Source organism: Serratia fonticola (assembly GCF_001006005.1).
Classification (GTDB): domain Bacteria; phylum Pseudomonadota; class Gammaproteobacteria; order Enterobacterales; family Enterobacteriaceae; genus Chania; species Chania fonticola.
This window is the reverse complement of record NZ_CP011254.1, coordinates 5,244,421-5,266,572: the sequence shown is the minus strand read 5'-3', so window position 1 is coordinate 5,266,572 and position 22,152 is coordinate 5,244,421. Positions and strand designations below refer to the sequence as shown.

The following is a 22,152-nucleotide window of genomic DNA, read 5'->3' as shown; positions in this document are numbered from 1 at the left end:
CACTGAGTGCGCAGTATATACGAAAACGATTGCGTACGACCAGCAGTGCCTATTAACCGCTTTTTTTAACGCCGAAATCCGGAAACCCCACCAACTCTGTTATCATCTGCGCCTGATCCGGTGCCAGCCAAGCGCAGCGCCGCCTTTCCACTTGCTATATAAGAGTTATTGCCGTGAGCACAGTTTCTTTTTCTTCCCTGCCGCTGCCAGCTGAACAGTTGGCCAACCTCAACGAACTGGGGTATGCCGAAATGACGCCGGTACAGGCCGCAGCGCTGCCTGCCATCCTGAACGGGCAGGACGTACGTGCCAAAGCGAAAACCGGTAGCGGTAAAACGGCGGCATTTGGCATCGGCCTGCTGGATAAAATCAACGTTGCCAAAGTGGCAACCCAGGCGCTTATTCTGTGCCCGACGCGTGAGCTGGCCGACCAAGTGAGCAAAGAGCTGCGTCGCCTGGCCCGCTTTACCCAGAACATCAAGATACTGACCCTGTGCGGTGGCCAGCCGGTGGGGCCACAGCTTGACTCCCTGGTGCATGCACCGCACATTGTGGTGGGTACGCCGGGCCGGGTGCAGGAGCATCTGCGCAAGAAAACTTTGGTGCTGGACGAGATGACCGTGCTGGTGCTAGATGAGGCCGACCGCATGTTGGATATGGGCTTTGCCGATGATATCGATGATGTGATCAGCTATACGCCGCCGCAGCGCCAGACCTTGCTATTTTCTGCCACCTATCCGGCGGGCATCGAGCGCATTAGCGCCCGTGTGCAACGCCAGCCACTGAATGTGGAAGTCGAAGATGGCGATGAGCAAGCCTCTATCGAACAACGTTTCTATGAAACCACCCGCGATCAACGCCCTGCGGTGCTAGTGAGCGCCATCCGTCATTATCAGCCAGCGTCCTGCGTGGTGTTCTGTAACACCAAGCGTGATTGCCAGAGCGTGTATGAAGCGTTGGAGGCTCGTGGTATCAGCTGCATGGCCCTGCATGGCGATCTTGAACAACGCGATCGGGACCAGGTGCTGGTTCGCTTTGCCAACCGCAGCTGCCGTGTACTGGTGGCGACCGACGTGGCCGCGCGTGGCCTGGATATCAAAGAATTGGAACTGGTGGTCAACTACGAACTGTCGTTTGACCCTGAGGTTCACGTCCACCGCATTGGCCGTACTGGCCGTGCCGGTCTGAGTGGGTTGGCCATCAGCCTGTGTACGCCGCAGGAAATGGTGCGTGTTCATGCTCTCGAAGAGTATCTGTCCATGCGCGCAAAATGGTCACCCGTGTCTGAGCTGAGCGGGGCGCCTAACACGCCGCTGGAAGCAGAAATGGTCACCCTGTGCATTGACGGTGGCCGCAAGGCGAAAATCCGCCCTGGCGATATTCTTGGTGCGTTGACCGGTGACGCCGGGCTAACGGCGGCAGAAGTCGGCAAGATCGACATGTTCCCGGTGCATGCCTATGTGGCTATCCGTAAGGCCAGCGCCCGTAAGGCACTGCAACAGCTTCAGCAAGGTAAGATCAAAGGCAAGAGCTGCAAAGTGCGGCTGTTGAAATAATAAACGGCAGGGCGCTTGCAGCCCTGCCCGAAATCACTCTATACTGTATAAAAATACAGTATCATAACCTTTGAGGAAGATGCTCATGGCTGTTGAAGTGAAATATGTAGTAGTGAGAAACGGTGAGGAAAAAATGACTTTCGCAAATAAGAAAGAAGCCGATGCCTACGACAAAATGTTGGATCTGGCCGATAGCCTCGGTGAATGGTTGCAGCAAGCGCCAGTCATGCTGGAAGAAGAACAGCGTGAAGGGTTGAGTTTCTTCCTGGCGGAACACAAAGATGTGCTGGCGCAGATCCTGCGTGGTGGTGCTCCGCAAGAAGCGGCCAAAAAACCAGCCAAAACCAAAGGTGAGAAACCTGCCGCCGCCCCGGAAGAAGGCGCCGCGTCAGAAGAGCAGCAGGCCGCTTAAGCAGTGGTGCAGCAACATGACCATAACCAAGGATCCAGCATGTCCCGTGAGATAACCTTCTTCAGCCGTTTTGAGCAAGATATTCTGGCCGGGCGCAAAACCATCACCATTCGGGACGCCAGCGAAGCTGACTTCCAACCGAATGAGGTGCTGCGCGTCAGCCGCAACGAAGACGGCGTATTTTTCTGTTATATCGAGGTAAAGTCGGTAACGCCGGTGCGCCTGAATGAGCTAACGCATGAACATGCGCAGCAGGAGAATATGACCCTCAGCGAACTGAAGCAGGTGATCCAGGATATCTACCCGGGGCTGGATGAACTGTTTGTCATCGCGTTTACCAAGCGCTGATGCCGTATGCCATCTCACATTGCGATGAGATGCTGACAAAACCTAACCGGTTCACTGCGTAGGGGCGCTGCATGCTGCGCCCATTTACTTACGCGGCTTGTTAACGTTGTGAAATTCGTGTCATTCTTGCCTTAATCAAAGTAAGCGGATGATTTAGCAATGATGACACCTCCTAAGGCAGAAAAACGTCCTTATCCCATCACTATCCATGGCGACACGCGTGTGGATGACTACTACTGGCTGCGCGATGACGAACGTACCGATCCTCAGGTATTGGAGTATTTGCGGGCTGAAAATGCCTACACCGACGCTCAGCTAAAGCCGCAACAGGCGCTGCGTGAAACTCTGTATCAGGAGATGGTCGCGCGTATCCCACAGCAGGAACATTCCGTGCCTTACGTCAGGCGTGGTTTCCGCTATCAGACCCGCTATGAGCCGGGTAATGAATATGCGCTGTATGTGCGACAGCCAGCAGCGGCTACCGAGCTTTGGGACAACTTGCTCGATGGCAACCAGCGTGCGGAAGGGCATGAGTTCTATACGTTGGGCGGGTTGGACGTCAGCCCGGATAACCAGCGCCTGGCCGTGGCGGAAGACTTCCTGTCGCGCCGCCAATACGATATCCGTTTCAAGGATCTACACGACGATAGCTGGGCCGATGAGGTGCTGGAAAACACCTCTGGCAACTTCGAGTGGGCGAATGATTCCGCCACTGTTTACTACGTGCGTAAACATGCCAAGACATTGCTGCCGTATCAGGTCTATCGCCACGTGGTGGGTAGCGATCCGCAGCAGGACGTGCTGATCTACGAGGAACAGGATGACACTTTCTACGTCAGCCTGGAAAAAACCACCTCCGAGCGCTTTATCCTGATCCACCTCAGCAGCACCACCACCTCAGAGATCCTGTTGCTGGATGCGAATAGTACAGACAGTAAGCCGCAGATGTTTGCGCCGCGCCGTAAAGATCACGAATATGCCATCGATCACTACCGTGAGCATTTCTACATTCGCTCTAACAGAAACGGCAAGAACTTTGGCCTGTACCAGAGCGAGCAGGCTGACGAAAGCCAATGGCAGGAACTGATTGCCCCGCGCACCGATGTCATGCTCGAAGGGTTCAGCCTGTTCCGTGACTGGCTGGTAGTGGAGGAGCGCATCGCCGGGCTGACCCAGCTGCGCCAAATCCACTGGCAGAGCGGTGAAGACAAGAGCATCGCTTTTGACGATCCGACCTATGTCACCTGGCTGGCCTACAATCCAGACCCAGAAACCGAACTGCTGCGTTACGGCTATTCCTCCATGACCACGCCAACTACGCTGTATGAGCTGAATCTGGACAGCGGCGAGCGGGAGTTGCTCAAGCAGCAGGAAGTGAAAAACTTCACGGCGGAAGATTATCGTAGCGAGCGCGTGTGGGTGAAAGCCCGTGACGGCGTCGAGGTGCCGGTATCTTTGGTTTACCGTGCTGACCGCTTTGCGCATGGGGCGAACCCGCTGATGGTGTACGCCTACGGCTCCTACGGCAGCAGCATGGATCCGGCATTCAGTGCCAGCCGCCTCAGCCTGTTGGATCGCGGTTTTGTCTTCGCGCTGGCGCATATTCGCGGCGGTGCCGAGCTGGGGCAACTCTGGTATGAAGACGGCAAGCTGTTCAACAAACAAAATACCTTTAACGACTTTATCGACGTCACCAAAACGCTGGTAGAGCAGGGTTATGGCGATGCTGACCGAGTGTTCGCCATGGGCGGCAGTGCCGGTGGCTTACTGATGGGCGCGGTAGTCAACCAGGCTCCTGAGCTGTTCAATGGCGTAGTGGCCCAGGTGCCGTTTGTGGACGTGGTCACCACCATGCTAGATGAGTCCATCCCGCTCACCACCGGTGAATATGACGAGTGGGGCAACCCAAACGACAAGGCGTATTACGATTACATCTTGCAGTACAGCCCATACGATCAGGTGAAAGCGCAGGATTATCCGCATATGCTGGTCACCACCGGGCTGCATGATTCGCAGGTGCAATACTGGGAGCCTGCCAAGTGGGTAGCGAAACTGCGTGAGTTGAAAACCGACGATCGCCAACTGCTGCTGTATACCGATATGGATGCCGGCCACGGCGGCAAGTCTGGGCGCTTTAAGGCTTACGAAGATATTGCGCTGGAATATGCGTTTATTCTGGCGCTGGCAGAATAAATCATCGCGGGCAGGAGACTGCCCGCTTGATTAACCCAACAGATAGTATTTCAACGTGTGTTTCATATCTGGGCTGAGATCGTTGATGGATTTCAGCATCCAACGCAGATAGCCAGGATCTTCCAGCGCTACCTGCTCAATAGATTGCCCACGATATTTGCCGAACTTGAATTTTTTCAACAATACCGGCTGCTCGGTGATTTCCAGCATCTGTTCTGGCGTCCAACCGGAGTCCTGCACAATGCGTTGCAGCAGTGCGGCGGTGACGTAACAGTCGTACAGTGCGCGGTGTGGATAAAGCGCGGTATCCTGCGGCAGTTGCACATCCAGATTCAGTGCATAGCGCAGGTATTGATTACCATATTTAATGTCTGGATACAGCGTACGTGCCAGTTTGAGGGTACAAATCCAGGCACCGTTCATTTCCGGCAGCATGGCCCGATCAAAGGCAGCGTTATGCGCGACATAATATTGGCTGCCCTGATAACGCCCAATGGCGACGGCGATACGCGGCTTGCCCTCAACCATCTGCTCGGTGATGTGGTGAATGGCCATGGCGTCCAGGCCGATAGGCCGGTCTGGGCTGATCAGGTCGCTCATCGGATTAGTGATTTGCCCGTCGATCACGTCAACGGAAGCGACTTCCACTACGCCGCCGTCTAGCCCACAGGTTTCAGTATCGATTACACGTAACATCATGATGTTCCCAGCTAAAGTCTACTCCCTAGCTTAACGATATGGGGTTGCGATGCCAACCTGTCTTTTCGCAGGCAACAAAAAACCCGCCTCGGCGGGTTTAACTACGGTCAGAAACTGATTTACTCACCAGATGCAGACGCCTGTCCTTTTTTGGAACGTTTCTCCGCTTTTTTCTCGGCTGGGGTTTTCAACGGCTTCTTCTTCGCATTTTTCTTGCTGTCCATTCCCTTACTCATGATGGCCTCTTGGTTAACCTATGGTTGGGTGGCTTGCTGAACCATTAACCCCCTAGCGGCCATCATATGCAAGCAGCAAAGGGTATGGAAACGTCAACGCCTTGTTTATCCAATGATTATTTATTATTAACCTTTATGTGTTAAAAATGTTATAATGTAACAAACTTATGTACACGGAGTGTGCCATGACAGTCATGACATTATTAAGCGAGCAACAACTGCTGGCGATGCCAGAATCTGATTACATGAATACGGAGCAGCGGGCGTTTTTCCGCCAACGCCTTTTGGACGAGCAACAAAAACTCTGGCAGCACATCGACGTGTTGAAACGTGATATCGACAGCGGCGATATTAGCGGTGACGAAGCGGATAAAGCCGCGCGCGAAGAAGATCTGCGCCTACTGTTCCGCCAATTGGATCGGGAAACCCGCCTGTTACCCAAGATGGCCGCCGCCCTGCAGCGCCTGGAAACCGGTGATTTCGGATATTGTCTTGAAACGGGTGAGCCTATCGGCCTGCCACGCCTGTTATTGCGCCCCACGGCAGAGTTGAGTATTGAAGCCAAAACCGCACAAGAAATGCGCGAACCCCATATGCGTAAAAGCAAGTCGACTTCATTTTGAGCAAACGCACACTAACATGTTGGTATAGGTGGAGGTTTTAGCGTTTTACCGTTGACCTGATGAGCGGCTTCGGCTTTGATGAAGGTATCACTCACAGAGAGACGCACGCGCCATGGAACAATTACGAGGTTTGTACCCGCCATTATCCGCCTATGACAGCGGTTGGCTGGATACTGGAGATGGGCACCGGATCTACTGGGAGCTGAGCGGCAATCCAAACGGTAAGCCTGCGGTATTTATCCACGGCGGGCCTGGCGGTGGTAGCGCACCTTATCATCGCCAGCTGTTCGACCCGCAGCGCTATAAGGTTTTGCTGTTCGATCAACGCGGCTGTGGCCGTTCCAAACCGCATGCGAGCCTGGACAATAACACTACCTGGCACCTGGTCGACGATCTCGAAAGACTGCGTGTCATGGCGGGAGTGGACCAGTGGCTGGTCTTTGGTGGCTCCTGGGGTTCCACGCTGGCGCTGGCCTATGCACAGACCCATCCGCAACGCGTCAGCGAGATGGTGCTGCGGGGGATCTTCACGCTGCGTAAGCAGGAACTGAGTTGGTATTATCAAGACGGCGCTTCTCGCTTCTTCCCGGATAAATGGGAGCGGGTGCTGTCTATTCTTTCGGAGGAAGAACGCAAGGACGTGATTGCGGCCTACCGTCAACGCCTGACGTCACCGGATCTGCAAGTGCAGCTTGAGGCTGCCAAACTGTGGAGCGTGTGGGAAGGGGAAACGGTAACGCTGTTGCCAAGCGATGCTTCCGCCTCTTTTGGCGAAGATGATTTCGCGCTGGCCTTTGCCCGCATTGAGAACCACTACTTTAGCCATCAGGGCTTTCTCGACAGCGATGACCAACTGCTGAGCAACGTCCCGCTGATCCGCCATATTCCGGCGGTGATTGTCCATGGCCGTTACGATATGGCTTGCCAGGTACAAAACGCCTGGGATCTGGCCAAGGCCTGGCCAGAGGCTGAACTGCATATTGTTGAAGGGGCAGGGCACTCCACGGATGAACCGGGTATTTTGCACCAGCTGATGCTGGCTACCGACCGTTTCGCGGGCCCCTCACCCCAACCCTCTCCCACAGGGAGAGGGAGCTGTTAACCCCTGCTCATTTGGAAGTAAATCGGTAACTTTAGCAAAATCGATCGCCTCCTCATCCAAGGTGAGTCGCGAGAAATTTCAAACACACTCGATCGGTTCCCTCTCCCTGTGGGAGAGGGTTAGAGCGTGGGGCCATTACTTCATTTTAGGTTCGTAAGGCAGGCGAGAGAATTTGTGTGATTCGACGCGATAGTGCATCACACGCTCGCGAAAGTAGTCCTGCAGATGCTTTGGCTGCTCACGTTCCACCATCTCAGGGATCACCGGCATATTGTAGCGTTCCTTGAATGCCACTCCAGACGCGGCCAGATCAACGTTCACCTTGTCCATATCGTCTTTGGAAAGCTCTGCCAGATTGTAACCCATGGGATCCTCCTTCTATTGTGTAACGGCAACTCAGCGCAGAAGGTAATCTACCGTGCCGCACTTGGCAAGCTTCTCAAACCAACATATCCCTATGATCTTCAGACTTTGGGCTTAGAGTCATTACAAAAAACAGGGTGATATAATATTTAAGCGTAATGCCATTGGTTTATTTTGTTAAATAAGAATGATTCGTCTTACTGTAAATATAAAGATGAAAATGATTATCATAATAATTTGATGTTAAATTTCGTTGATTTCTTAATCTGTTGATTTTAATGGTTAATTGTCATTTAAATAAATGAATGTAAATCAAGTGTTTTTATTTTGTGTTAATCAAGGCATAATGCGGTCAATTAAGTTTATGACCTGCAAAAATAATAGGGATCCTCATGCTAACGCAAGCAATGACCACGAAACTGAATGAGCAACTGAATCTGGAATTCTATTCCGCCAATTTGTATTTGCAAATGAGCGCCTGGTGCAGCGATAAAGGCTTCGAAGGGGCTGCCGCATTCCTTAAAGAACATTCACGCGAAGAGATGCAGCACATGCAGCGTCTGTTCGACTACCTCAGTGATACCGGGGCGTTGCCACTGATCGGCAGCATTTCTGCACCGCCGGTAGAGTTTGAATCACTGGCGGACGTTTTCCAGCAGACTTACGAGCATGAGCAACTGATCACTCGTCAAATCAATGAACTGGCGCACGTGGCAATGACCACACAAGACTACTCAACCTTCAACTTCCTGCAATGGTATGTTGCCGAGCAGCACGAAGAAGAGAAGCTGTTCAAATCCGTATTGGACAAGTTGGCGCTGGTAGGCAGCAGCGGCAAGGCACTGTTCTTCATTGATAAAGATCTGAAGAGAATGGGTGCTGAGGCAGTAAGCGGTAACGGCCAGGCCTGATAACCCGCTTTTGTCATCAATCTGAAAACCGCGTACTTTTCACCGTACGCGGTTTTTTTTGCTCTAAATTTACGGCGATATTATAGCGATAGCCAAGCCTGATACGTAGGGGCGCTGCATGCTGCGCCCGTTCAGCGAATCAATTAGCCGTGTACTTTTCACCGTATGCGGTTTTTTTGCCCTGCGTTTATCGAACTGCTATAGCGATACGTGCTGCCAGATCGCAAAATATCAGTGATGTGCTCGACTTGCCGATTCACCGTCGTTATGATTTAACGCGATACGCTACCGGGAGGTAGAGAGTTATAACAGTGAGTTACCCACTCCTTCTGCTGTTTACCCGTGGCGCAATCACAGTGGTGGGTTGAGGCTGCGGAAACATCGCTCCGCGTAACCGGTCTTGGCCCTTATCACCTACATAATTGATAAAGGACTCCTCCGTGATCGCTAAAATTCGTTCATCCTATCGCCTGCTTTCCACCATTTTCGTGCTGTTTGTCGGCTTGTCTTCTCAGCAGGCGTTGGCGCATGCCCACCTGAAAGTACAGACTCCGGCGGCAGACGCCACCGTCAGCTCTGCGCCAAAAGTGCTGACGCTGAATTTCTCCGAAGGCATTGAGCCTAACTTCAGCGGTGTCAAAGTGACCGGCCCAGATAACGCCGTGGTTAAAACCGGCAAGCTGGATCTGGATCCAAGCAACAACACCCAGATTAACGTACCGATTGAAAGTGAACTGGCTGCGGGGAAATACCAGGTTAGCTGGCACGTGGTTTCCGTTGACGGTCATAAAACCAAAGGTCAGTACAGCTTTACCGTTAACTAAGCCATGACTCTGGCGACCCTGTTTGTGCTGTGTCGCTTTGTGCACTTTACGGCGGTGATGCTGATGTTTGGTGTCAGCCTGTTCACCGCCGTCCTGTCGCCACAGCGCCTCTCCCCGATAATCACCCGCGATTTGCGCCCGCTGCTGCTCGCCTCGACCTGGATCTCCGCATTAACCGCTTTGCTGATGCTGGCCATTCAGGCCGGATTGATGGGCGATGGCTGGGCGGATACCTGGCAATTGAGCATTTGGTGGGCGGTGTTGGGCACCACCTTTGGTGAGGCCTGGCGCTGGCATCTGGGTTTTTCCCTGCTGGCCTTGTTAGCCTTGCTGTTGCCTGCGGCAAAGCGGGGGCAAGCGCTGGCTCTGTGCTCGGCACTGCTACTGATCAACATGGCGTTTATCGGCCATGCGGCGATGCATGCGGGCATATTGGGAATTGCACACCGAGTTAACCACGCCTTGCACCTGTTAGCGGCAGGCTACTGGTTCGGCAGCCTATTACCGTTGTTGCTTTGCCTGCGCTACTTGCCACAACCGCAGTGGCGTAGTGATGCTATCGCCACCCTGATCCGTTTCTCTCGCTGGGGCCATGTTGCCGTGGTGCTAGTGATCGTCACGGGCATAATCAACAGCCTGATTATCCTTGGACGCTGGCCAGTCGATCTCGGCTCCGCCTATCAGCGTTTGCTGTTAGTCAAAGTCGGGCTGGTGGCACTGATGGTGATGGTGGCATTGGCCAACCGTTACGTTATCGTCCCTGCGATGCGTACCCCCCCCAATCTGGCACAGCGCGGGGTGGTAATCGCCTGCTGGCTTGAGGTGGCGTTGGGCGCAGCGGTGCTGCTGTTGGTGAGTTTATTTGCAACCTATGCACCGGTATGACATTGCGCCTTGCCGGATGCCCCCAAACTGCGGGAAAATCGATTTAAATCGCAACTTAAGGCCAAAAACATGAAATCTGTAATTCTTGGTATTGCGCTGCTGGCAACGGCGTCGAGCGCGCTGGCGGCAGATAAGCTGGTTAATGTCACTAAGCTGGAGTACGGCAAACAGTGGGCGTTCACCAAAGAGGAGGTCACGCTGCAATGCCGCAAAGGGGCCGCCTTGTTCGTGCTCAACAACAGCACCCTGATGCAGTATCCGCTCAATGAAGCAGCTGAAGCACAGGTGAAAGCGGGGCAGCAGCGTGCCCAATCGTTGGATGTGATCCTGCTGGATGATGCCAACCATCCCGGCCAGAAAATGAGCGTGCAACCTTTCCGCGAAAGAGCAGAAAAACTGTGTGCTGACTAATCAGCTAACCACCCGATACTTATGCAAAAGTTTACGGGTGGTGACGAGATGTACGTAATTAATTTCTGTTTGTAACTATCACTTGTGTGCGCTGGGCTGGCAAAACTTGCACCTTAGACTATTCTTAGAATGCACGGTTGAACAAACCTTGCATAAATGCCAACTTTTAGCGCACGGCTCTCTCCCAAGAGCCCTTTCCCTAGACCGAGTATAGGAATCGTACTCGGTCTTTTTTTATCTTTTTGATTTGTAATGATAAAAAACGACATCCACGAAATTTCCACGAATTCCTATACTCGGCCTTTTACAGCATCACGTATTCTTTACCCCTCGTAATTGGTGCCTGCGGACGTGTGAGACGCGGATCGATGTCTGGCTGAAAACGGCAGAGTTCATGATGTATCTACCGATAAGCGATGCATTTAATTTTGATGCAGACAGATATAAGCGTTGATTTTGCGCGCAAATTGAGTAAATTCATATAAGCTTCGCGAAGTTATATCCGCAGCGACAAATCAAAAAGGAACCCGCCAATTGAGCGGGTTTTTGCATTTATGGCACTTCACCTTTCTGATGCCTAGCTCCCTCGGTCCGAAAAATATGTTGTAACGTGATGAGAGTGGTTACATAGTTGGTAGCTTAATCGACAAAAGGAACCTCTGTTGGGAGGTTCCTTTTAGGTTATAGAACAAAGGGGAAGGCGAGGATAAATCCCCTTTTGGATGCAAACGCGTCATTTAGCTTTGCCAATTATAATTTTATACAGGAAGGTTGAGTTACTATGCGCATTTTTATCTCAGCAATAAAAAGTATTCGAGATCTTTCTCGGGTGTTTTTATAGCGTTAATTATTTTACTTTTGATATACTGTGGTGGTAGCAAATTTCAAGTTGTGATAGCCGCTCTTATTGCATTGATAGCCGCTATGGTGGCGCATCATTCAGCTTTCGCTAATGTTAATGCTATAAAAGAAAAAGACGAAAAGTTGTCAATTAAAATTTCTGACAATGTGATTTTGAGAGCAAAGATATTATCAGCGGAGTTCCTTAGTTTTATCGAGCATAGAAATAATGATATTCTCGTTCAGTTAAGTAGCTTCAAAAAAAATAATCATGAGAAGGTTTCTTTAAATGTTATCATGCAATATAAGATAAAAATCCCTTCTGATTTTAATTTTGTTCTTGAAAATATAGATAAAATAAAATCCAAGGAAGTGATAGAGGCAATGGCTAAGATTTTATATTTATCTGGGCAGCTAAATCACTTTGTTGAAAACATAAGCTATGGGGTTGAGTTAAATATTAAAATTGGTCACCATGATTTATATATACCAATAAAAGATCTTGAAAGGATTTCTTATTGGGTTAACTTATTGGAGAAGGCGGCTCAAAGGATGCATGATGCAATGAAAGAAATTAAACCGGCTGCAGTGATTTTATAAAATTAAAATTGGGTTTTAGTGAATGTCTTTCATGGGGGAAACAGCCTCGGCATAGTCCGGGGCTGTTTCATATCAGGACTTCGCTAATGCGTTGCCCCCTTAACTGGATAAGTGCCTGAGGAAAAACATATGCAGAATGAACCGTACTTTTACAATCCTGGCATGACACCGGAACAGTTGGAAGATTGGCTAAATCAGCAAAAGTTGCACCTTAGCCATTACAACCGGTTGGTTTCAGAAAGAGCCGCTTTGATTAAGCGACTCACAGAGGTTGACACTGTCTTAGAACGTTATGCTACTTCATTGAAGCCAGAAAAATTGAGTTTTCCTTGGGAACCCAATCCTCATCAAGGAGATGCTCAAAAATAAAAGCAACAGCTGGTAGGTTAAGGCTCTCGATAAAGGGTGCGATATCAGCAGGTAGCTTATCAATTCTAAGTTCGTCCTGAATTATAAATAGTGAATCTGCTAACGAGAGCTGCCTGATTTCAGAAGGCTTCCACATGGTTTTGGTGAAGATGAGATGGTGTAGTGCTTTTTCATTTTTCAGCGGCTCAAAGGCAGTAGCGTACTGCTGGCGGTGTTTATGCAATATCATTTCCAGTATGAATATCTGGAGTGAGCGGTTTTTGATGCAACTAACTTGCTCACTTCCCTCGTGGAATGCTGAATGGCTGAGGCCGCGATTCTCGCAGACTCTTGATTTAATGACATGCCATAAAGTATGAATTGGACTCATTAATTTTCCCTTCTTGATTGATTAAGCACTATCAAGATACCACCACAGCCTGAGATAAAAAGTAATCAGGCTCTCAAGGCTGCCAGTTGGTGGCTTTTTTTATTTCTACCACCCGGCGATCGGGCTAAGCCCCGGCAGGGGGAGGTTATGAAGATGCCTGAAAAGGATCCAAGCTGGCTCGCAGCCGTTGCGGCCTTCTATTACCACTACTCGACAGGCATCAACGGTTTTTTCGTCGCGTTTGTCGTAGCGTTCCGGCGCGTTGTGTGGGGAGGCGGTAAAATCAGGGCCGGTATAGGTGAGGCTCTTGTGTGTGGGATTGTTGGGGTATCGATAAGCCCGGCGATCGCCCCAGTCATTATTTTTTTGGTTCACTCCATTCCTTGGCTTAACGGCTCCATGGCCACTATTGCCGCCGGTAAGGTTGAGATCGCTGTCAGCTGCATGGTCGGTATGTTCGGGCTGTCAGCAATCAAGGAATTCGTCCTACGGGTGGCCAATACAAAGCTAGGCCCGGCGAAAGAAAAGAAAGACCAGGATTCTCCCTCTCAGGAATAAAAAAATGACAAAAGATCAATTCCAACTGGCGGCCAACATCGGCGCCGGATTAGCTACGCGCTGGTTTCCGCATATCGACGCCACTTTTAAAGAGTTCGGCATCACCTCAGCAGTAGATCAGGCGATGTTTATCGCCCAGTTCGGCCATGAGTCAGCCGGATTCACCAGGGTAGTCGAATCGCTGAATTACGATGTAAATGGCCTAATGAAAACTTTCGGTCCTCTGTCAAAGGCCAAAAGGCTGACTGAATATCAGTGCAAAATGTTGGGGCGCACAGTTAAACAAAGCGCCCAGCAGGAAGCTATTGCCAATCTGGTATATGGCGGACGCATCGGGAATAAAGGGCCAAAAGACGGCTGGAAGTACCGCGGGCGCGGAATTCCGCAGATCACCGGGTTAGATAATTACCGCGCCTGCAGTGCCGCATTGAAAGCTGACTTTGTGCAGGTGCCCGAGTTGCTTGAGCGTGACGAATATGCAATGCGCGCCGCCGGATGGTTTTGGTCAGCGAATAAATGCGGCCGGTTTGGTGCTGACGTCGATAAAGTCACGAAGGTGATCAACGGCGGCCTGAACGGCATCGATGACCGGAAAGCGCGGTTCGCAATCGCCAGCAAGGCGTTGGCATGAGCTGGTTGGCTGGTTGGAAGAATGCGGCGCTGTTAGGCCTGCTGGTTACCGCCATTATTCTGGCATTCAACGGCGCGACATTATCCAGCCGGTTGGATTTAGCGCGGGAAACGGTAAGTAACCAGGGAAAGCTACTGGAACAGCAAACCGCATTGATTGGCGTAATGCAGGCAAGTGACGCCAGCAACCGCGCACTGATGGCCGCCCAGTTGCAGAATGAACAGCAGCTGCGCCAGCAGGCCACCGCCAACGAAAGGAAATTACGGGATGCGATTAAAGATGATGATTGCGCCAAGCGCGATATGCCTGGTGCTGTTGTTGAGCTCCTGCAGCCGGACACAAAATCCGGTACCGCAGCCGCTGGTCCTGCTACCCCCTGAATCTGTCTTCACCCCCTGCGAGAAACCCGTTCTGAACGGAACAACATGGGGGGATGCAGTCAGCTACTCACTGGCACTTCAAGCCGCATTGCAAATCTGCGCCGGGCAGGTGGGAACGCTGAACGCCTGGCGTTTCGGCTTAAAGAAAGAGCGAAATGTGAGGAGGGCAGCAACTGCGCAAGTAGATGCTTATTAAGTTAAAATTTAGTGTTAAAGTAAGATGTCACACATTTGTTGAGGGATTAAAATGGCATCTTGGACCTGCCCATTTTGTGGGCAAATAGCAAGCGCAAATGCAGTTATGTCAGAATATAATAGGCTATTTTTTAAGAGGGACACTAAGTATGGAGAGGTTCAATTGCGCTCCGTGATAACACTGTGCCCTAATGATGAATGTAAAGAGATCGTGATTAGCTCCGTTCTTTCAAAAATTGAGCTTCAAAACACTGGCTGGGTAGCAATAGAACAGTTGGAATCATGGAAACTGAGACCTCAAGCTGCCGTGAAGGTTTTTCCAGACTATGTACCCAAGGCAGTCATCGATGATTATGAAGAAGCAGCACTGATCTGTAGTTTATCCCCCAAAGCATCTGCAACACTTTCTAGACGGTGTTTGCAAGGGATGATTAGAGATTTCTGGGAGGTTAAGCCTGGCAGGTTAGTTGATGAAATAAATGCTATTGAGGGCAAAGTAGATCATGGGACATGGCGAGCGATAGACTCGATTCGAAGTATCGGTAACATCGGCGCGCACATGGAAAAAGACATCAACTTAATTGTTGAGGTTGAGCCCGAAGAAGCTGAGCTACTTATTGAACTAATTGAGGTACTGATCAAGGATTGGTACGTTGAACGAGAAGAAAGAAGCAGAAGAACAAGCAAAATATTCGAGTTAGCAGAAGCAAAGAAAGCAGAAAGAAAAGCCAAGCCAGAATAGCCGCCTCCGGGCGGTTTTTTATTGCCCATCACAGAGCGTCTACGGAACCGTACGTACGGTGGTGTGAGAGGACGGCGGGAGCAATCCCGCCTCCTACTCGATTCTTTTTTGATTTATAACATCTTTTAACTGCATCGCGAAAACCGCCACCCCTCACCCCGAACACATCTTAGGCAACATGAACGTTTCCACAGGGAGAGGGAGCTAGTCCGCAGCTGCGGTCTGGAACTGTATTAACATGTAGCACGTACTATCCCCGATCTGTAAAGGGAGAGGGCTAGGGGGAGGGGGACGATCATTGATGCTGTATTGACCACAACCCCCTTCAAACCCCCACCCAACCCCGCTATACTGTATAAAAAATCAGTATGGAGAGTACGATTGACCAGACGTTCTGCCGCACCAAGGCTCGAGTTTGAAGCAGAAGCCATTTACCAATACCCGGAACACCTACGCCAATGGCTGGAAGGCTTGCCTGCTTTACCTGGGGTGTACTTGTTCCACGGTGAGTGCGAAACCATGCCGCTCTACATCGGTAAAAGCGTGAACCTTCGCAGCCGGGTGCTTTCACATTTGCGCACCCCAGACGAAGCGGCCATGCTGCGCCAAGCCCGGCGTATCACCTTTATCAGAACGGCGGGTGAAATAGGGGCGTTGTTGCTGGAAGCGCAACTGATTAAACAACAACAACCGCTGTTCAATAAGCGCCTGCGCCGCAACAAGCAGCTCTGCGCATTGCAACTCAATGATGACAAACCCACGGTGGTGTATGCCAAAGAGGTGGATTTTGCTCGGCACGCTGGGTTGTTTGGCCTTTTTGCCAACCGGCGGGCGGCACTACAAGCGCTGCAGTCTATCGCCGATCAGCATCAGCTGTGTTATGGGCTGTTGGGGCTTGAACCATTAAGCAAAGGCCGCCCTTGTTTCCGTTCTGCACTGAAGCGTTGTGCCGGAGCTTGCGGTGGTAAAGAAAGCCTGGCCGATCATCGGCAGCGCTTGGTCTCTGCTCTCGAGCAAAGCCGAGTGGTGTGCTGGCCGTGGCGTGGTCCGATAGCCTTGCGAGAGCAGGGGGCTGATATGGCGCAGTACCATATTATTCACCACTGGTTATGGCTGGGTGCAGTAGATAGCCTGGATGAAGCGAGGGAGTTAATGATTGCTGCGCCGGGCTTTGATAGCGATGGCTATAAAATTTTATGCAAACCCGTGATCGGTGGAGAGTACGAGATTATCGATCTCTACGAAGAAACCTGAGTTAACGTCTTCGCACCGGCCAGAAGGACTGCGCGAGTGCCTGCATCAAAGGCGCACGCCAGAACCGATACCAATAGTGGCCGTTGAACGCCCCGAACTACCGCCAGAGCCAGAAACACTGACCGAAGTACACCCGGCCAGCAGGATGACTAAAAGGGTACCTGCAATAATTTTCATAAAGTCCGCCTGATTAGCCCTGCAACGCATGAATTAACTTAGCACAAAACCAACTATAAGATGAATCCATATTGCTCGGTAGTCAGGGGAGGGCTAGATTGATCGGGTATCCCCTCATTGAGGTTATTTAAAATGCTCAAGCATCGCTGCTCTGCCCTCGCACTTGCGTTGATCGTGTTCACATCCTCAGCCTCCGTTATGGCCAATCCAGGGAATGGTAATGGCAACGGAGGCGGTAACGGTAATGGAGGTGGGCATGGTAATTCTGCTAACCATGGAGACAATCATGGGAAGGGTAATTCAGGCAAAGACCATTCAGACAAAGGCAAAAAAGCCAAGGGTGGTCATGACGATCTGGTTACCGTGAATATCAATTATGACCGCGTGCGGCCCCTGGCGGTAAACTATGGATTAACCGGGTATCAATCTTTACCTCCCGGCATTGCCAAGAACCTGGCACGGGGCAAGCCATTGCCGCCGGGGATCGCCAAGAAAATGGTGCCAGCTTCAATGCTGGGACAACTGCCATCTTATCCTGGTTATGAATGGCGTATCGCCGGGAATGATTTAGTTCTGGTGGCCTTAAGCACGGCTATTGTTGCCTCTGTTATCAATGGGGTATTTGACTAGCTACCGGCCAGCCCTGGGTAATTATTTCAACAATAGTTACCCAATAAATCAATTAGTTCCATGTCAGCGGCCCCTATCTTAGCCGATGATGGGTATGGGAAAGAGAGGCCAACTTTCTTTCCTTACCGATCATAGCCATATCATTCACGGTGAAAATCTCTCTTCCTCCCACCATTCGGTATATCTATACTGTATAAAAACACAGTATAGAGACATGCCCCATGAAACACTTTGCTCCAACACCAACTCCAGAGAAATTGTACCTGCCACTGTTTTCCGATCGGGTGCCTGCTGGCTTCCCAAGTCCGGCGCAGGACTATGTCCATGCCAGGATCGATCTCAACGAATATTGCATCAGCCACCCGAACGCCACTTACTTTCTCTACGCCTCCGGTGAAAGCATGCTGGAGGCGGGCATTGTCGATGGCTCGATGCTGGTGGTCGATTGCAGCATTGGGGCCGAACATGGCGATATCGTGATCGCCAGCGTGGGTGGTGAGTTCACGGTAAAGCGGTTATGTCTGCGGCCAGTCGTGCAGCTCGAACCGATGAACCCCAACTACCAGCCAATCCCGCTACATGATGGCGCTGAAGATTTAGATATCGTCGGCGTCGTGGTGTCGACTATTACGAGGCTGAAGTAATGTACGCGCTGGCGGATGTGAACAACTTTTATGCCAGCTGTGAAATGTTGTGGCGGCCCGATCTGCGTGGCCGCCCGGTGGTGGTGTTATCAAACAATGATGGCTGCGTGGTGGCCCGTAACCAAGAGGCCAAAAAATTGGGGATGGCGATGACCGGGCCGTATTTCAAGGTCAAGCAGCAGTTGGAACGTGCGGGAGGCGTCGCTTTTAGCAGCAACTACGAGCTGTATGCCGATATGTCAGCTCGGGTGATGACGGCATTGGAAGAGTTGGTGCCCCGCGTTGAGATCTATTCTATCGATAAGAGTAAGTTGTATAGTATGGTCACACAAGCAGTGGAATCCGAACTATGGACATTTTTAAACGTTTGAGGGGTTTGCATGGCGACACTAGAACACATTCATTTCGCGCCCCACAATCTCGAATGTAAAGAAAACGGCGTAACTTATTCAGTCAGTAGCAGTCGGCCCTCTATCAAGGACTTGCCTCAGATTTTCTGGGTAGGGGGAATGCCATGGAGAGAGGCAAACCTGTGGGCAATGGAACGAGCAACGACAGGGGAAGCTTCTCTGAAGACCGTTGCCAGCAATATGAATGGTCTTTTGAATTACGCCAAGTTCCTTGAATCGCGTGGACTGCATTGGTTTGAGTTTCCCGCCAAAAAAGCCGACCGCTGTCTGGTGCTATACCGTGGAGCGTTGATCAAGATGCGCAATGTGGGTCAGATCAGCCCCTCCACGGCGTCTGAGTATATGCGCAATTGCATCATGTTCTACCGGTGGGTGAGGCATAGGGAGTTTATTGCTCCACACATCCCCCTATGGCGGGAAAAGCCCTACGTCGTCAAATTCTTTGACCAGGTAGGGTTTGAGCGAACGATAAACGGAGCCGCAACCGATCTTAGCATCCCTAATCGCAAACGACTTGGACAGACATTGGAAGATGGACTGTTACCTCTGTCGGAGACGGATCGCGATGCCATTTTGGATTTCGCTGCCGAGAATGCTACCCCTGAGCTTTATCTCATGTTGGCACTTGGATTTTTTACTGGGATGCGGCTTGGCAGCATTTGTGATCTTAAGGTTCAGACTCTTGAGCATGCCGTCCCCGATCCCTCCGCTGAAGGACTGCTACGGCTTGCAATTGGTCCGGGCGCAGCTCCGCCAGTACATACAAAGTTCGGCGTGACGGGCCAGGTTTGGATACCAGAAGCTTTGTGCGATAAGTTGCTGGAATATGCTAAAGGCTGGCGGCGAGTGGAGCGAACGACGAAAGCCCCGCTCGAGAATCGTGATCTGCTATTCTTGACCCGCTTTGGAAACGCCTACGGTAGGCGTGGCACCGATCAGTCATCAGCAGTAAATGTCGAGATGTCGGACTTTCGAAAGCGGGGAGTCAAGGCAGGAGTACAAATGCTCCGTAGGTTTCGCTTTCATCAGTCGCGCTGTACTTTCGGTACTGAGTTGGCGCGTTTGGCACTCTCCGCTTGTGCCGATGTTGCACTCGTAATTGCGATAGTCAGCGACGCGCTGCTCCATGCCCCTAACTCCGAAGCCACCACCTTCAGGTACATTCGATTCGTGCAGGCATTGCCGATCAAACAAGCCCTCTCTCATAACTTCATGGTGGCATTTAGCGGAATTGGATTGGAGGGACGGCAGAATGGGTAGTTCCAATATCGATCTCACTTTCCCGATGCTTGAGTATGGGACCACTGAAACGCCCTGGGACTTTCGGCCGCTACTGTTTCGCGGAGGCGCAGCGGCAAAGGTAAAGTATGTGGCTCGCCTTATCGCCCAAGGCGAGCTCGGCAGTCCCTTGACAGAGCGTATTGAGCTGGTGACGCGGTTACATGAACATATGGTCGGCGATCTTGCTGGCGGCGGAAGCCGCTTCTCGGCGCAGAATAAGATAGGTGCGTTGCGGAGTTTCTTTGCCTGGTGCGATTTGGAAGGTGGTAACCTCAGTCTCGAAACGATAGCCGATACCTTCATTCGTTGGACCGAGCATTTGCTACACCGTTATCGTGTCGAGCGCAGCATGAGTGAGGGGACGATATACGATCTCTCCAGGCTCACGGCGACGATGCTTGATCGAGTATTGGACCGCCAGGCGAGTCTGAGCAAGAGTACGCGTATTCGCAAGCCGCGCGCTAAAGGCAAGGTGCATACGAGCAACGCGGACAAACAGGATCTGCAAAATACCTTCGCATTCGGACATATCCTGGCTGACGTATGCAATGCACTGACCCTGGCGGCAACTATAGGGGCATTGCCGGTCTGCATCCGATTGCGCACGGGCCAGGTACTGAAGCTATGGTCCGGACTGCCCTACCCGGAGAAAGTAGCGGCACGACGTACCAGACCTCAGACACTGGCACAGATAGAAGCGTCGCGAGCAGCGCGTACTGCCTGGGAAGAGGATCGAACACTGCGAACCCGTTCCCCCCTTGTCAACTTACGCATCGAGAGTGAGTTGCTGATGTTCATTGCTCAGACAGGCCTGAACCTGCAACAAGCCCATACTTTGCGGGTCGAACAATTTCATTACGCCAGCCACCTGGACGGTTACCAGGTACGTGCCGACAAAAATCGACGGGAAGGAGAAGTATTGTTCGAGATCTTTGCCAGCTATCGAGAGTGGTTCAAGCGCTATCTCGAATGGCGTTCCGCATGGTTTCCCTATGAGCCGGATGGTCTGCTCTTTCCACTTATACGCTGCGGGGGGCGAATTTTGGAGGAGGCAACGCAGTTCACAAATGTTATGCGCATTTGCCGCGAGCTTGGCATGCCGATGGTGAGACCACGAAAACTGCGAGGGACGCGCATCAACTGGCTGCTTCGAGAGTCCCAGAACCCACATCAAGTTGCGGAGTTGGCCCAACACACGGTTGAAACTCTGATACGCGTATACGCCGACCCTCATCCGCAGATCGCTATGGTAGAGATTACGCGCTTCCATCAGCAGACCGATCCGTCCCTTTCACCTCCTGCACCAGGTAGGTGTGTTTCGGCCATACCTGAATCAGTGGCTGCGATGCCGAAGTATGCTCCGCTACCTGACTGTATAAATGCAGCCGGTTGCTTGTTCTGTACCCAGCACCGAGATATAGAAAGTGAAGATCATGTGTGGTCTCTCGATAGCTTGCGCCACCTCAAATCGCTTGAGTTGGCGCGCTACCGTCCCCCCACTGTGAGTCAGAATCTGACGACAAAACATCCGGCCCTCTTGGTTATTGAGCGACTGGCGGTCAAGCTGCGATTTTTCGAAGAAAGTAGTGAGGTTCGCAGGCTTTGGGTCGAAGAGGCGAGAGCTCGTATACGTGAGGGCAATTATCACCCGGCCTGGGATGGCTTCATCCGATTGGCCGAGCTGCGACAGAAATCATCATGACGAAAAATATTCTTTCCGAACTTTGCCTCGGTATCGACTCCCCCCTGGCAGTGCCTGATGCACCGAATTACCGTCCGCTGTGCTGGCCGCCCCAGTCTGATTGGCCGGTCATTCTTGACGCAACTGGTCAGGTGGTGAGTCGTTGGGGCGATGCCATTTGGCGGCTCGATCCGTGGGCGGGGAAAACGGTTACTCTTAATTTCGGCGATAGCCCGACAAAGAAATATGCCGCCGCGATTAATCATGCCAACGCCGATTTACTGCGGATCGTTATCGGTTGGTGGCTGTACGGCCCCAATGGCGCTCGTGGATACCGAGGACTGAAAACCCGCTTCGATCAGATGCGCCGGCTATTTGTTTTATGCACTCAAGAAGGCATCCTGGCATCCGAACTGAGTCAGTTTCCGCGCGTGGCGGATCTTCTCCCGAACATACTACAAGCTTCCCGGGCAGAGGAACTTTTGGCATTGCTACACGAGCTGTATGAGCGGCGGGATGCGCTGGGTTTTACCTTGTTGGATCGCGCAGGGCTGGCACGTCTTGCAGCGGCGATACCCGACCACCAAAAACGCCAAACCCCCCTAAATTTATTGAAATATTTCAACAACGTTGCGCCACCGAATCTGTCCGGGAAATACGCCGCCACCCCTCAACAGTACGCTACACAATGCTACGTTCTTGATCAGGTTATCATTGCCTTAATATGAAGTTTTGCAATATTTGCTGATACTTTCATGTCACTTTATTTCCATTTTAGATAAAAATCACGAAAGGAAATACTCAACCAAAACATTGCATGTGTATAT

At 51.4% G+C, this 22,152-nt stretch carries 27 protein-coding genes and 1 pseudogene; 24 read left to right on the top strand and 4 right to left on the bottom strand.

Annotated features, from left to right (window positions below; all coding sequences use genetic code 11):
- Positions 1-173: 173 nt before the first annotated feature.
- The 4 genes from dbpA (at position 174) to WN53_RS23345 (ending at position 4,509) form a co-directional block, all read left to right on the top strand.
- Positions 174-1,556, top strand: coding sequence for an ATP-dependent RNA helicase DbpA (gene dbpA / locus WN53_RS23360; RefSeq protein WP_024530215.1), 1,383 nt, complete (start codon positions 174-176; stop codon positions 1,554-1,556).
- Positions 1,557-1,641: 85 nt separating this feature from the next.
- The gene (locus WN53_RS23355) at positions 1,642-1,968 is read left to right on the top strand and encodes a YebG family protein (RefSeq protein WP_024486854.1); all 327 of its coding nucleotides are present in this window, start codon (positions 1,642-1,644) and stop codon (positions 1,966-1,968) included.
- Positions 1,969-2,007: 39 nt separating this feature from the next.
- A complete protein-coding gene (yqfB, locus tag WN53_RS23350) occupies positions 2,008-2,316 on the top strand; it encodes a N(4)-acetylcytidine aminohydrolase (protein WP_024486853.1) in 309 nt (102 codons plus the stop codon).
- A gap of 159 nt (positions 2,317-2,475) precedes the next feature.
- Positions 2,476-4,509, top strand: a complete 2,034-nt coding sequence (locus WN53_RS23345; RefSeq protein WP_024486852.1) for a S9 family peptidase — start codon at positions 2,476-2,478, stop codon at positions 4,507-4,509.
- 30 nt (positions 4,510-4,539) lie between these two features.
- On the opposite strand, the gene exoX is transcribed toward WN53_RS23345, so the two are convergent.
- On the bottom strand, positions 4,540-5,208 hold the full coding sequence (gene exoX, locus WN53_RS23340) for an exodeoxyribonuclease X (protein WP_024486851.1): 669 nt from the start codon (positions 5,206-5,208) through the stop codon (positions 4,540-4,542).
- A gap of 421 nt (positions 5,209-5,629) precedes the next feature.
- On the opposite strand from exoX, the gene WN53_RS23335 reads away from it, so the two are divergent.
- Both WN53_RS23335 and pip read left to right on the top strand, forming a co-directional pair.
- On the top strand, positions 5,630-6,067 hold the full coding sequence (locus WN53_RS23335) for a TraR/DksA C4-type zinc finger protein (protein WP_021806760.1): 438 nt from the start codon (positions 5,630-5,632) through the stop codon (positions 6,065-6,067).
- Positions 6,068-6,179: 112 nt separating this feature from the next.
- A complete protein-coding gene (gene pip, locus WN53_RS23330; protein WP_046808321.1) occupies positions 6,180-7,169 on the top strand; it encodes a prolyl aminopeptidase in 990 nt (329 codons plus the stop codon).
- A gap of 135 nt (positions 7,170-7,304) precedes the next feature.
- Here the strand turns inward: pip and WN53_RS23325 are convergent, their stop codons facing one another.
- Positions 7,305-7,535: a DNA polymerase III subunit theta gene (locus tag WN53_RS23325; RefSeq protein WP_024485863.1), complete on the bottom strand. Its 231-nt coding sequence runs from the start codon at positions 7,533-7,535 to the stop codon at positions 7,305-7,307.
- A gap of 389 nt (positions 7,536-7,924) precedes the next feature.
- Here WN53_RS23325 and ftnA point away from each other — a divergent pair, with 389 nt between their 5' ends.
- The 6 genes from ftnA (at position 7,925) to WN53_RS23300 (ending at position 12,003) form a co-directional block, all read left to right on the top strand.
- Positions 7,925-8,443 (top strand): non-heme ferritin, encoded by a 519-nt coding sequence (gene ftnA, locus WN53_RS23320; protein WP_024485864.1) that lies wholly within the window; start codon positions 7,925-7,927, stop codon positions 8,441-8,443.
- A 440-nt stretch (positions 8,444-8,883) separates the two neighbouring features.
- Entirely contained in the window at positions 8,884-9,267 is a 384-nt protein-coding gene (yobA, locus tag WN53_RS23315; RefSeq protein ID WP_024485865.1) for a CopC domain-containing protein YobA, read from the top strand.
- A 3-nt stretch (positions 9,268-9,270) separates the two neighbouring features.
- Complete coding sequence (gene copD / locus WN53_RS23310; protein ID WP_024485866.1) at positions 9,271-10,152, top strand: copper homeostasis membrane protein CopD; 882 nt, start codon at positions 9,271-9,273, stop codon at positions 10,150-10,152.
- A gap of 69 nt (positions 10,153-10,221) precedes the next feature.
- Positions 10,222-10,563, top strand: coding sequence for a YebY family protein (locus WN53_RS23305; RefSeq protein WP_021806756.1), 342 nt, complete (start codon positions 10,222-10,224; stop codon positions 10,561-10,563).
- Between the two features lie 286 nt (positions 10,564-10,849).
- Positions 10,850-11,017, top strand: coding sequence for a DUF1133 family protein (locus WN53_RS29195; RefSeq protein WP_167669108.1), 168 nt, complete (start codon positions 10,850-10,852; stop codon positions 11,015-11,017).
- A 317-nt stretch (positions 11,018-11,334) separates the two neighbouring features.
- The gene (locus tag WN53_RS23300; protein WP_024485867.1) at positions 11,335-12,003 is read left to right on the top strand and encodes a hypothetical protein; all 669 of its coding nucleotides are present in this window, start codon (positions 11,335-11,337) and stop codon (positions 12,001-12,003) included.
- 295 nt (positions 12,004-12,298) lie between these two features.
- On the opposite strand, the gene WN53_RS28285 is transcribed toward WN53_RS23300, so the two are convergent.
- The gene (locus tag WN53_RS28285; RefSeq protein WP_024485868.1) at positions 12,299-12,742 is read right to left on the bottom strand and encodes an ECs1072 family phage-associated protein; all 444 of its coding nucleotides are present in this window, start codon (positions 12,740-12,742) and stop codon (positions 12,299-12,301) included.
- A gap of 147 nt (positions 12,743-12,889) precedes the next feature.
- On the opposite strand from WN53_RS28285, the gene WN53_RS26950 reads away from it, so the two are divergent.
- The 6 genes from WN53_RS26950 to cho all read left to right on the top strand — a co-directional run bounded on the left by WN53_RS26950 (position 12,890) and on the right by cho (position 16,502).
- On the top strand, positions 12,890-13,300 hold the full coding sequence (locus WN53_RS26950; RefSeq protein WP_052754330.1) for a phage holin family protein: 411 nt from the start codon (positions 12,890-12,892) through the stop codon (positions 13,298-13,300).
- Between the two features lie 4 nt (positions 13,301-13,304).
- Positions 13,305-13,931: a glycoside hydrolase family 19 protein gene (locus WN53_RS23285; RefSeq protein ID WP_024485870.1), complete on the top strand. Its 627-nt coding sequence runs from the start codon at positions 13,305-13,307 to the stop codon at positions 13,929-13,931.
- Positions 13,928-14,311: a DUF2570 family protein gene (locus WN53_RS23280; RefSeq protein WP_024485871.1), complete on the top strand. Its 384-nt coding sequence runs from the start codon at positions 13,928-13,930 to the stop codon at positions 14,309-14,311. The genes WN53_RS23285 and WN53_RS23280 overlap by 4 nt, the downstream gene beginning before the upstream one ends.
- The gene (lysC, locus tag WN53_RS29190; RefSeq protein WP_071784994.1) at positions 14,199-14,507 is read left to right on the top strand and encodes an Rz1-like lysis system protein LysC; all 309 of its coding nucleotides are present in this window, start codon (positions 14,199-14,201) and stop codon (positions 14,505-14,507) included. Before WN53_RS23280 ends, lysC begins: the two co-directional genes overlap by 113 nt.
- 51 nt (positions 14,508-14,558) lie before the next feature.
- A complete protein-coding gene (locus tag WN53_RS23275; RefSeq protein ID WP_024485872.1) occupies positions 14,559-15,248 on the top strand; it encodes a DUF4145 domain-containing protein in 690 nt (229 codons plus the stop codon).
- 381 nt (positions 15,249-15,629) lie between these two features.
- The gene (gene cho / locus WN53_RS23270) at positions 15,630-16,502 is read left to right on the top strand and encodes an excinuclease Cho (protein ID WP_024485873.1); all 873 of its coding nucleotides are present in this window, start codon (positions 15,630-15,632) and stop codon (positions 16,500-16,502) included.
- Positions 16,503-16,547: 45 nt separating this feature from the next.
- On the opposite strand, the gene WN53_RS29065 is transcribed toward cho, so the two are convergent.
- Positions 16,548-16,679 carry a hypothetical protein gene (locus WN53_RS29065; RefSeq protein WP_021181060.1) on the bottom strand — a complete coding sequence of 44 codons (132 nt, stop codon included), beginning with the start codon at positions 16,677-16,679 and terminating at the stop codon, positions 16,548-16,550.
- Between the two features lie 132 nt (positions 16,680-16,811).
- Between WN53_RS29065 and WN53_RS23265 the strand changes: the two genes are divergently transcribed.
- The 6 genes and pseudogenes from WN53_RS23265 to WN53_RS23240 all read left to right on the top strand — a co-directional run bounded on the left by WN53_RS23265 (position 16,812) and on the right by WN53_RS23240 (position 22,053).
- Entirely contained in the window at positions 16,812-17,309 is a 498-nt protein-coding gene (locus tag WN53_RS23265; RefSeq protein WP_046808320.1) for an anti-virulence regulator CigR family protein, read from the top strand.
- 221 nt (positions 17,310-17,530) lie between these two features.
- Positions 17,531-17,953, top strand: a complete 423-nt coding sequence (umuD, locus tag WN53_RS23260; RefSeq protein WP_024485874.1) for a translesion error-prone DNA polymerase V autoproteolytic subunit — start codon at positions 17,531-17,533, stop codon at positions 17,951-17,953.
- Positions 17,953-18,261: pseudogene (locus WN53_RS23255) on the top strand (Y-family DNA polymerase); the annotation flags it as partial. The gene umuD and the pseudogene WN53_RS23255, both read left to right, overlap by 1 nt.
- A gap of 72 nt (positions 18,262-18,333) precedes the next feature.
- A complete protein-coding gene (locus WN53_RS23250; protein WP_024485876.1) occupies positions 18,334-19,623 on the top strand; it encodes a site-specific integrase in 1,290 nt (429 codons plus the stop codon).
- Positions 19,616-21,346: an integrase gene (locus tag WN53_RS23245; protein ID WP_024485877.1), complete on the top strand. Its 1,731-nt coding sequence runs from the start codon at positions 19,616-19,618 to the stop codon at positions 21,344-21,346. Before WN53_RS23250 ends, WN53_RS23245 begins: the two co-directional genes overlap by 8 nt.
- Positions 21,343-22,053 (top strand): hypothetical protein, encoded by a 711-nt coding sequence (locus tag WN53_RS23240; RefSeq protein ID WP_046808319.1) that lies wholly within the window; start codon positions 21,343-21,345, stop codon positions 22,051-22,053. Before WN53_RS23245 ends, WN53_RS23240 begins: the two co-directional genes overlap by 4 nt.
- Positions 22,054-22,152 lie beyond the last annotated feature (99 nt).

Excerpts from the sequence above, each read along its gene's own strand:
- WN53_RS23355 (WP_024486854.1), top strand. The coding sequence starts at position 1,642 with ATGGCTGTTGAAGTGAAATATGTAGTAGTGAGAAACGGTGAGGAAAAA.
- yqfB (WP_024486853.1), top strand. The coding sequence starts at position 2,008 with ATGTCCCGTGAGATAACCTTCTTCAGCCGTTTTGAGCAAGATATTCTG.
- WN53_RS23345 (WP_024486852.1), top strand. The coding sequence starts at position 2,476 with ATGATGACACCTCCTAAGGCAGAAAAACGTCCTTATCCCATCACTATC.
- exoX (WP_024486851.1), bottom strand. The coding sequence starts at position 5,208 with ATGATGTTACGTGTAATCGATACTGAAACCTGTGGGCTAGACGGCGGC.
- WN53_RS23335 (WP_021806760.1), top strand. The coding sequence starts at position 5,630 with ATGACAGTCATGACATTATTAAGCGAGCAACAACTGCTGGCGATGCCA.
- pip (WP_046808321.1), top strand. The coding sequence starts at position 6,180 with ATGGAACAATTACGAGGTTTGTACCCGCCATTATCCGCCTATGACAGC.
- WN53_RS23325 (WP_024485863.1), bottom strand. The coding sequence starts at position 7,535 with ATGGGTTACAATCTGGCAGAGCTTTCCAAAGACGATATGGACAAGGTG.
- ftnA (WP_024485864.1), top strand. The coding sequence starts at position 7,925 with ATGCTAACGCAAGCAATGACCACGAAACTGAATGAGCAACTGAATCTG.
- copD (WP_024485866.1), top strand. The coding sequence starts at position 9,271 with ATGACTCTGGCGACCCTGTTTGTGCTGTGTCGCTTTGTGCACTTTACG.
- WN53_RS23305 (WP_021806756.1), top strand. The coding sequence starts at position 10,222 with ATGAAATCTGTAATTCTTGGTATTGCGCTGCTGGCAACGGCGTCGAGC.
- WN53_RS28285 (WP_024485868.1), bottom strand. The coding sequence starts at position 12,742 with ATGAGTCCAATTCATACTTTATGGCATGTCATTAAATCAAGAGTCTGC.
- WN53_RS26950 (WP_052754330.1), top strand. The coding sequence starts at position 12,890 with ATGAAGATGCCTGAAAAGGATCCAAGCTGGCTCGCAGCCGTTGCGGCC.
- WN53_RS23285 (WP_024485870.1), top strand. The coding sequence starts at position 13,305 with ATGACAAAAGATCAATTCCAACTGGCGGCCAACATCGGCGCCGGATTA.
- WN53_RS23280 (WP_024485871.1), top strand. The coding sequence starts at position 13,928 with ATGAGCTGGTTGGCTGGTTGGAAGAATGCGGCGCTGTTAGGCCTGCTG.
- lysC (WP_071784994.1), top strand. The coding sequence starts at position 14,199 with ATGCGATTAAAGATGATGATTGCGCCAAGCGCGATATGCCTGGTGCTG.
- WN53_RS23275 (WP_024485872.1), top strand. The coding sequence starts at position 14,559 with ATGGCATCTTGGACCTGCCCATTTTGTGGGCAAATAGCAAGCGCAAAT.
- WN53_RS29065 (WP_021181060.1), bottom strand. The coding sequence starts at position 16,679 with ATGAAAATTATTGCAGGTACCCTTTTAGTCATCCTGCTGGCCGGGTGT.
- WN53_RS23265 (WP_046808320.1), top strand. The coding sequence starts at position 16,812 with ATGCTCAAGCATCGCTGCTCTGCCCTCGCACTTGCGTTGATCGTGTTC.
- umuD (WP_024485874.1), top strand. The coding sequence starts at position 17,531 with ATGAAACACTTTGCTCCAACACCAACTCCAGAGAAATTGTACCTGCCA.
- WN53_RS23250 (WP_024485876.1), top strand. The coding sequence starts at position 18,334 with ATGGCGACACTAGAACACATTCATTTCGCGCCCCACAATCTCGAATGT.
- WN53_RS23245 (WP_024485877.1), top strand. The coding sequence starts at position 19,616 with ATGGGTAGTTCCAATATCGATCTCACTTTCCCGATGCTTGAGTATGGG.
- WN53_RS23240 (WP_046808319.1), top strand. The coding sequence starts at position 21,343 with ATGACGAAAAATATTCTTTCCGAACTTTGCCTCGGTATCGACTCCCCC.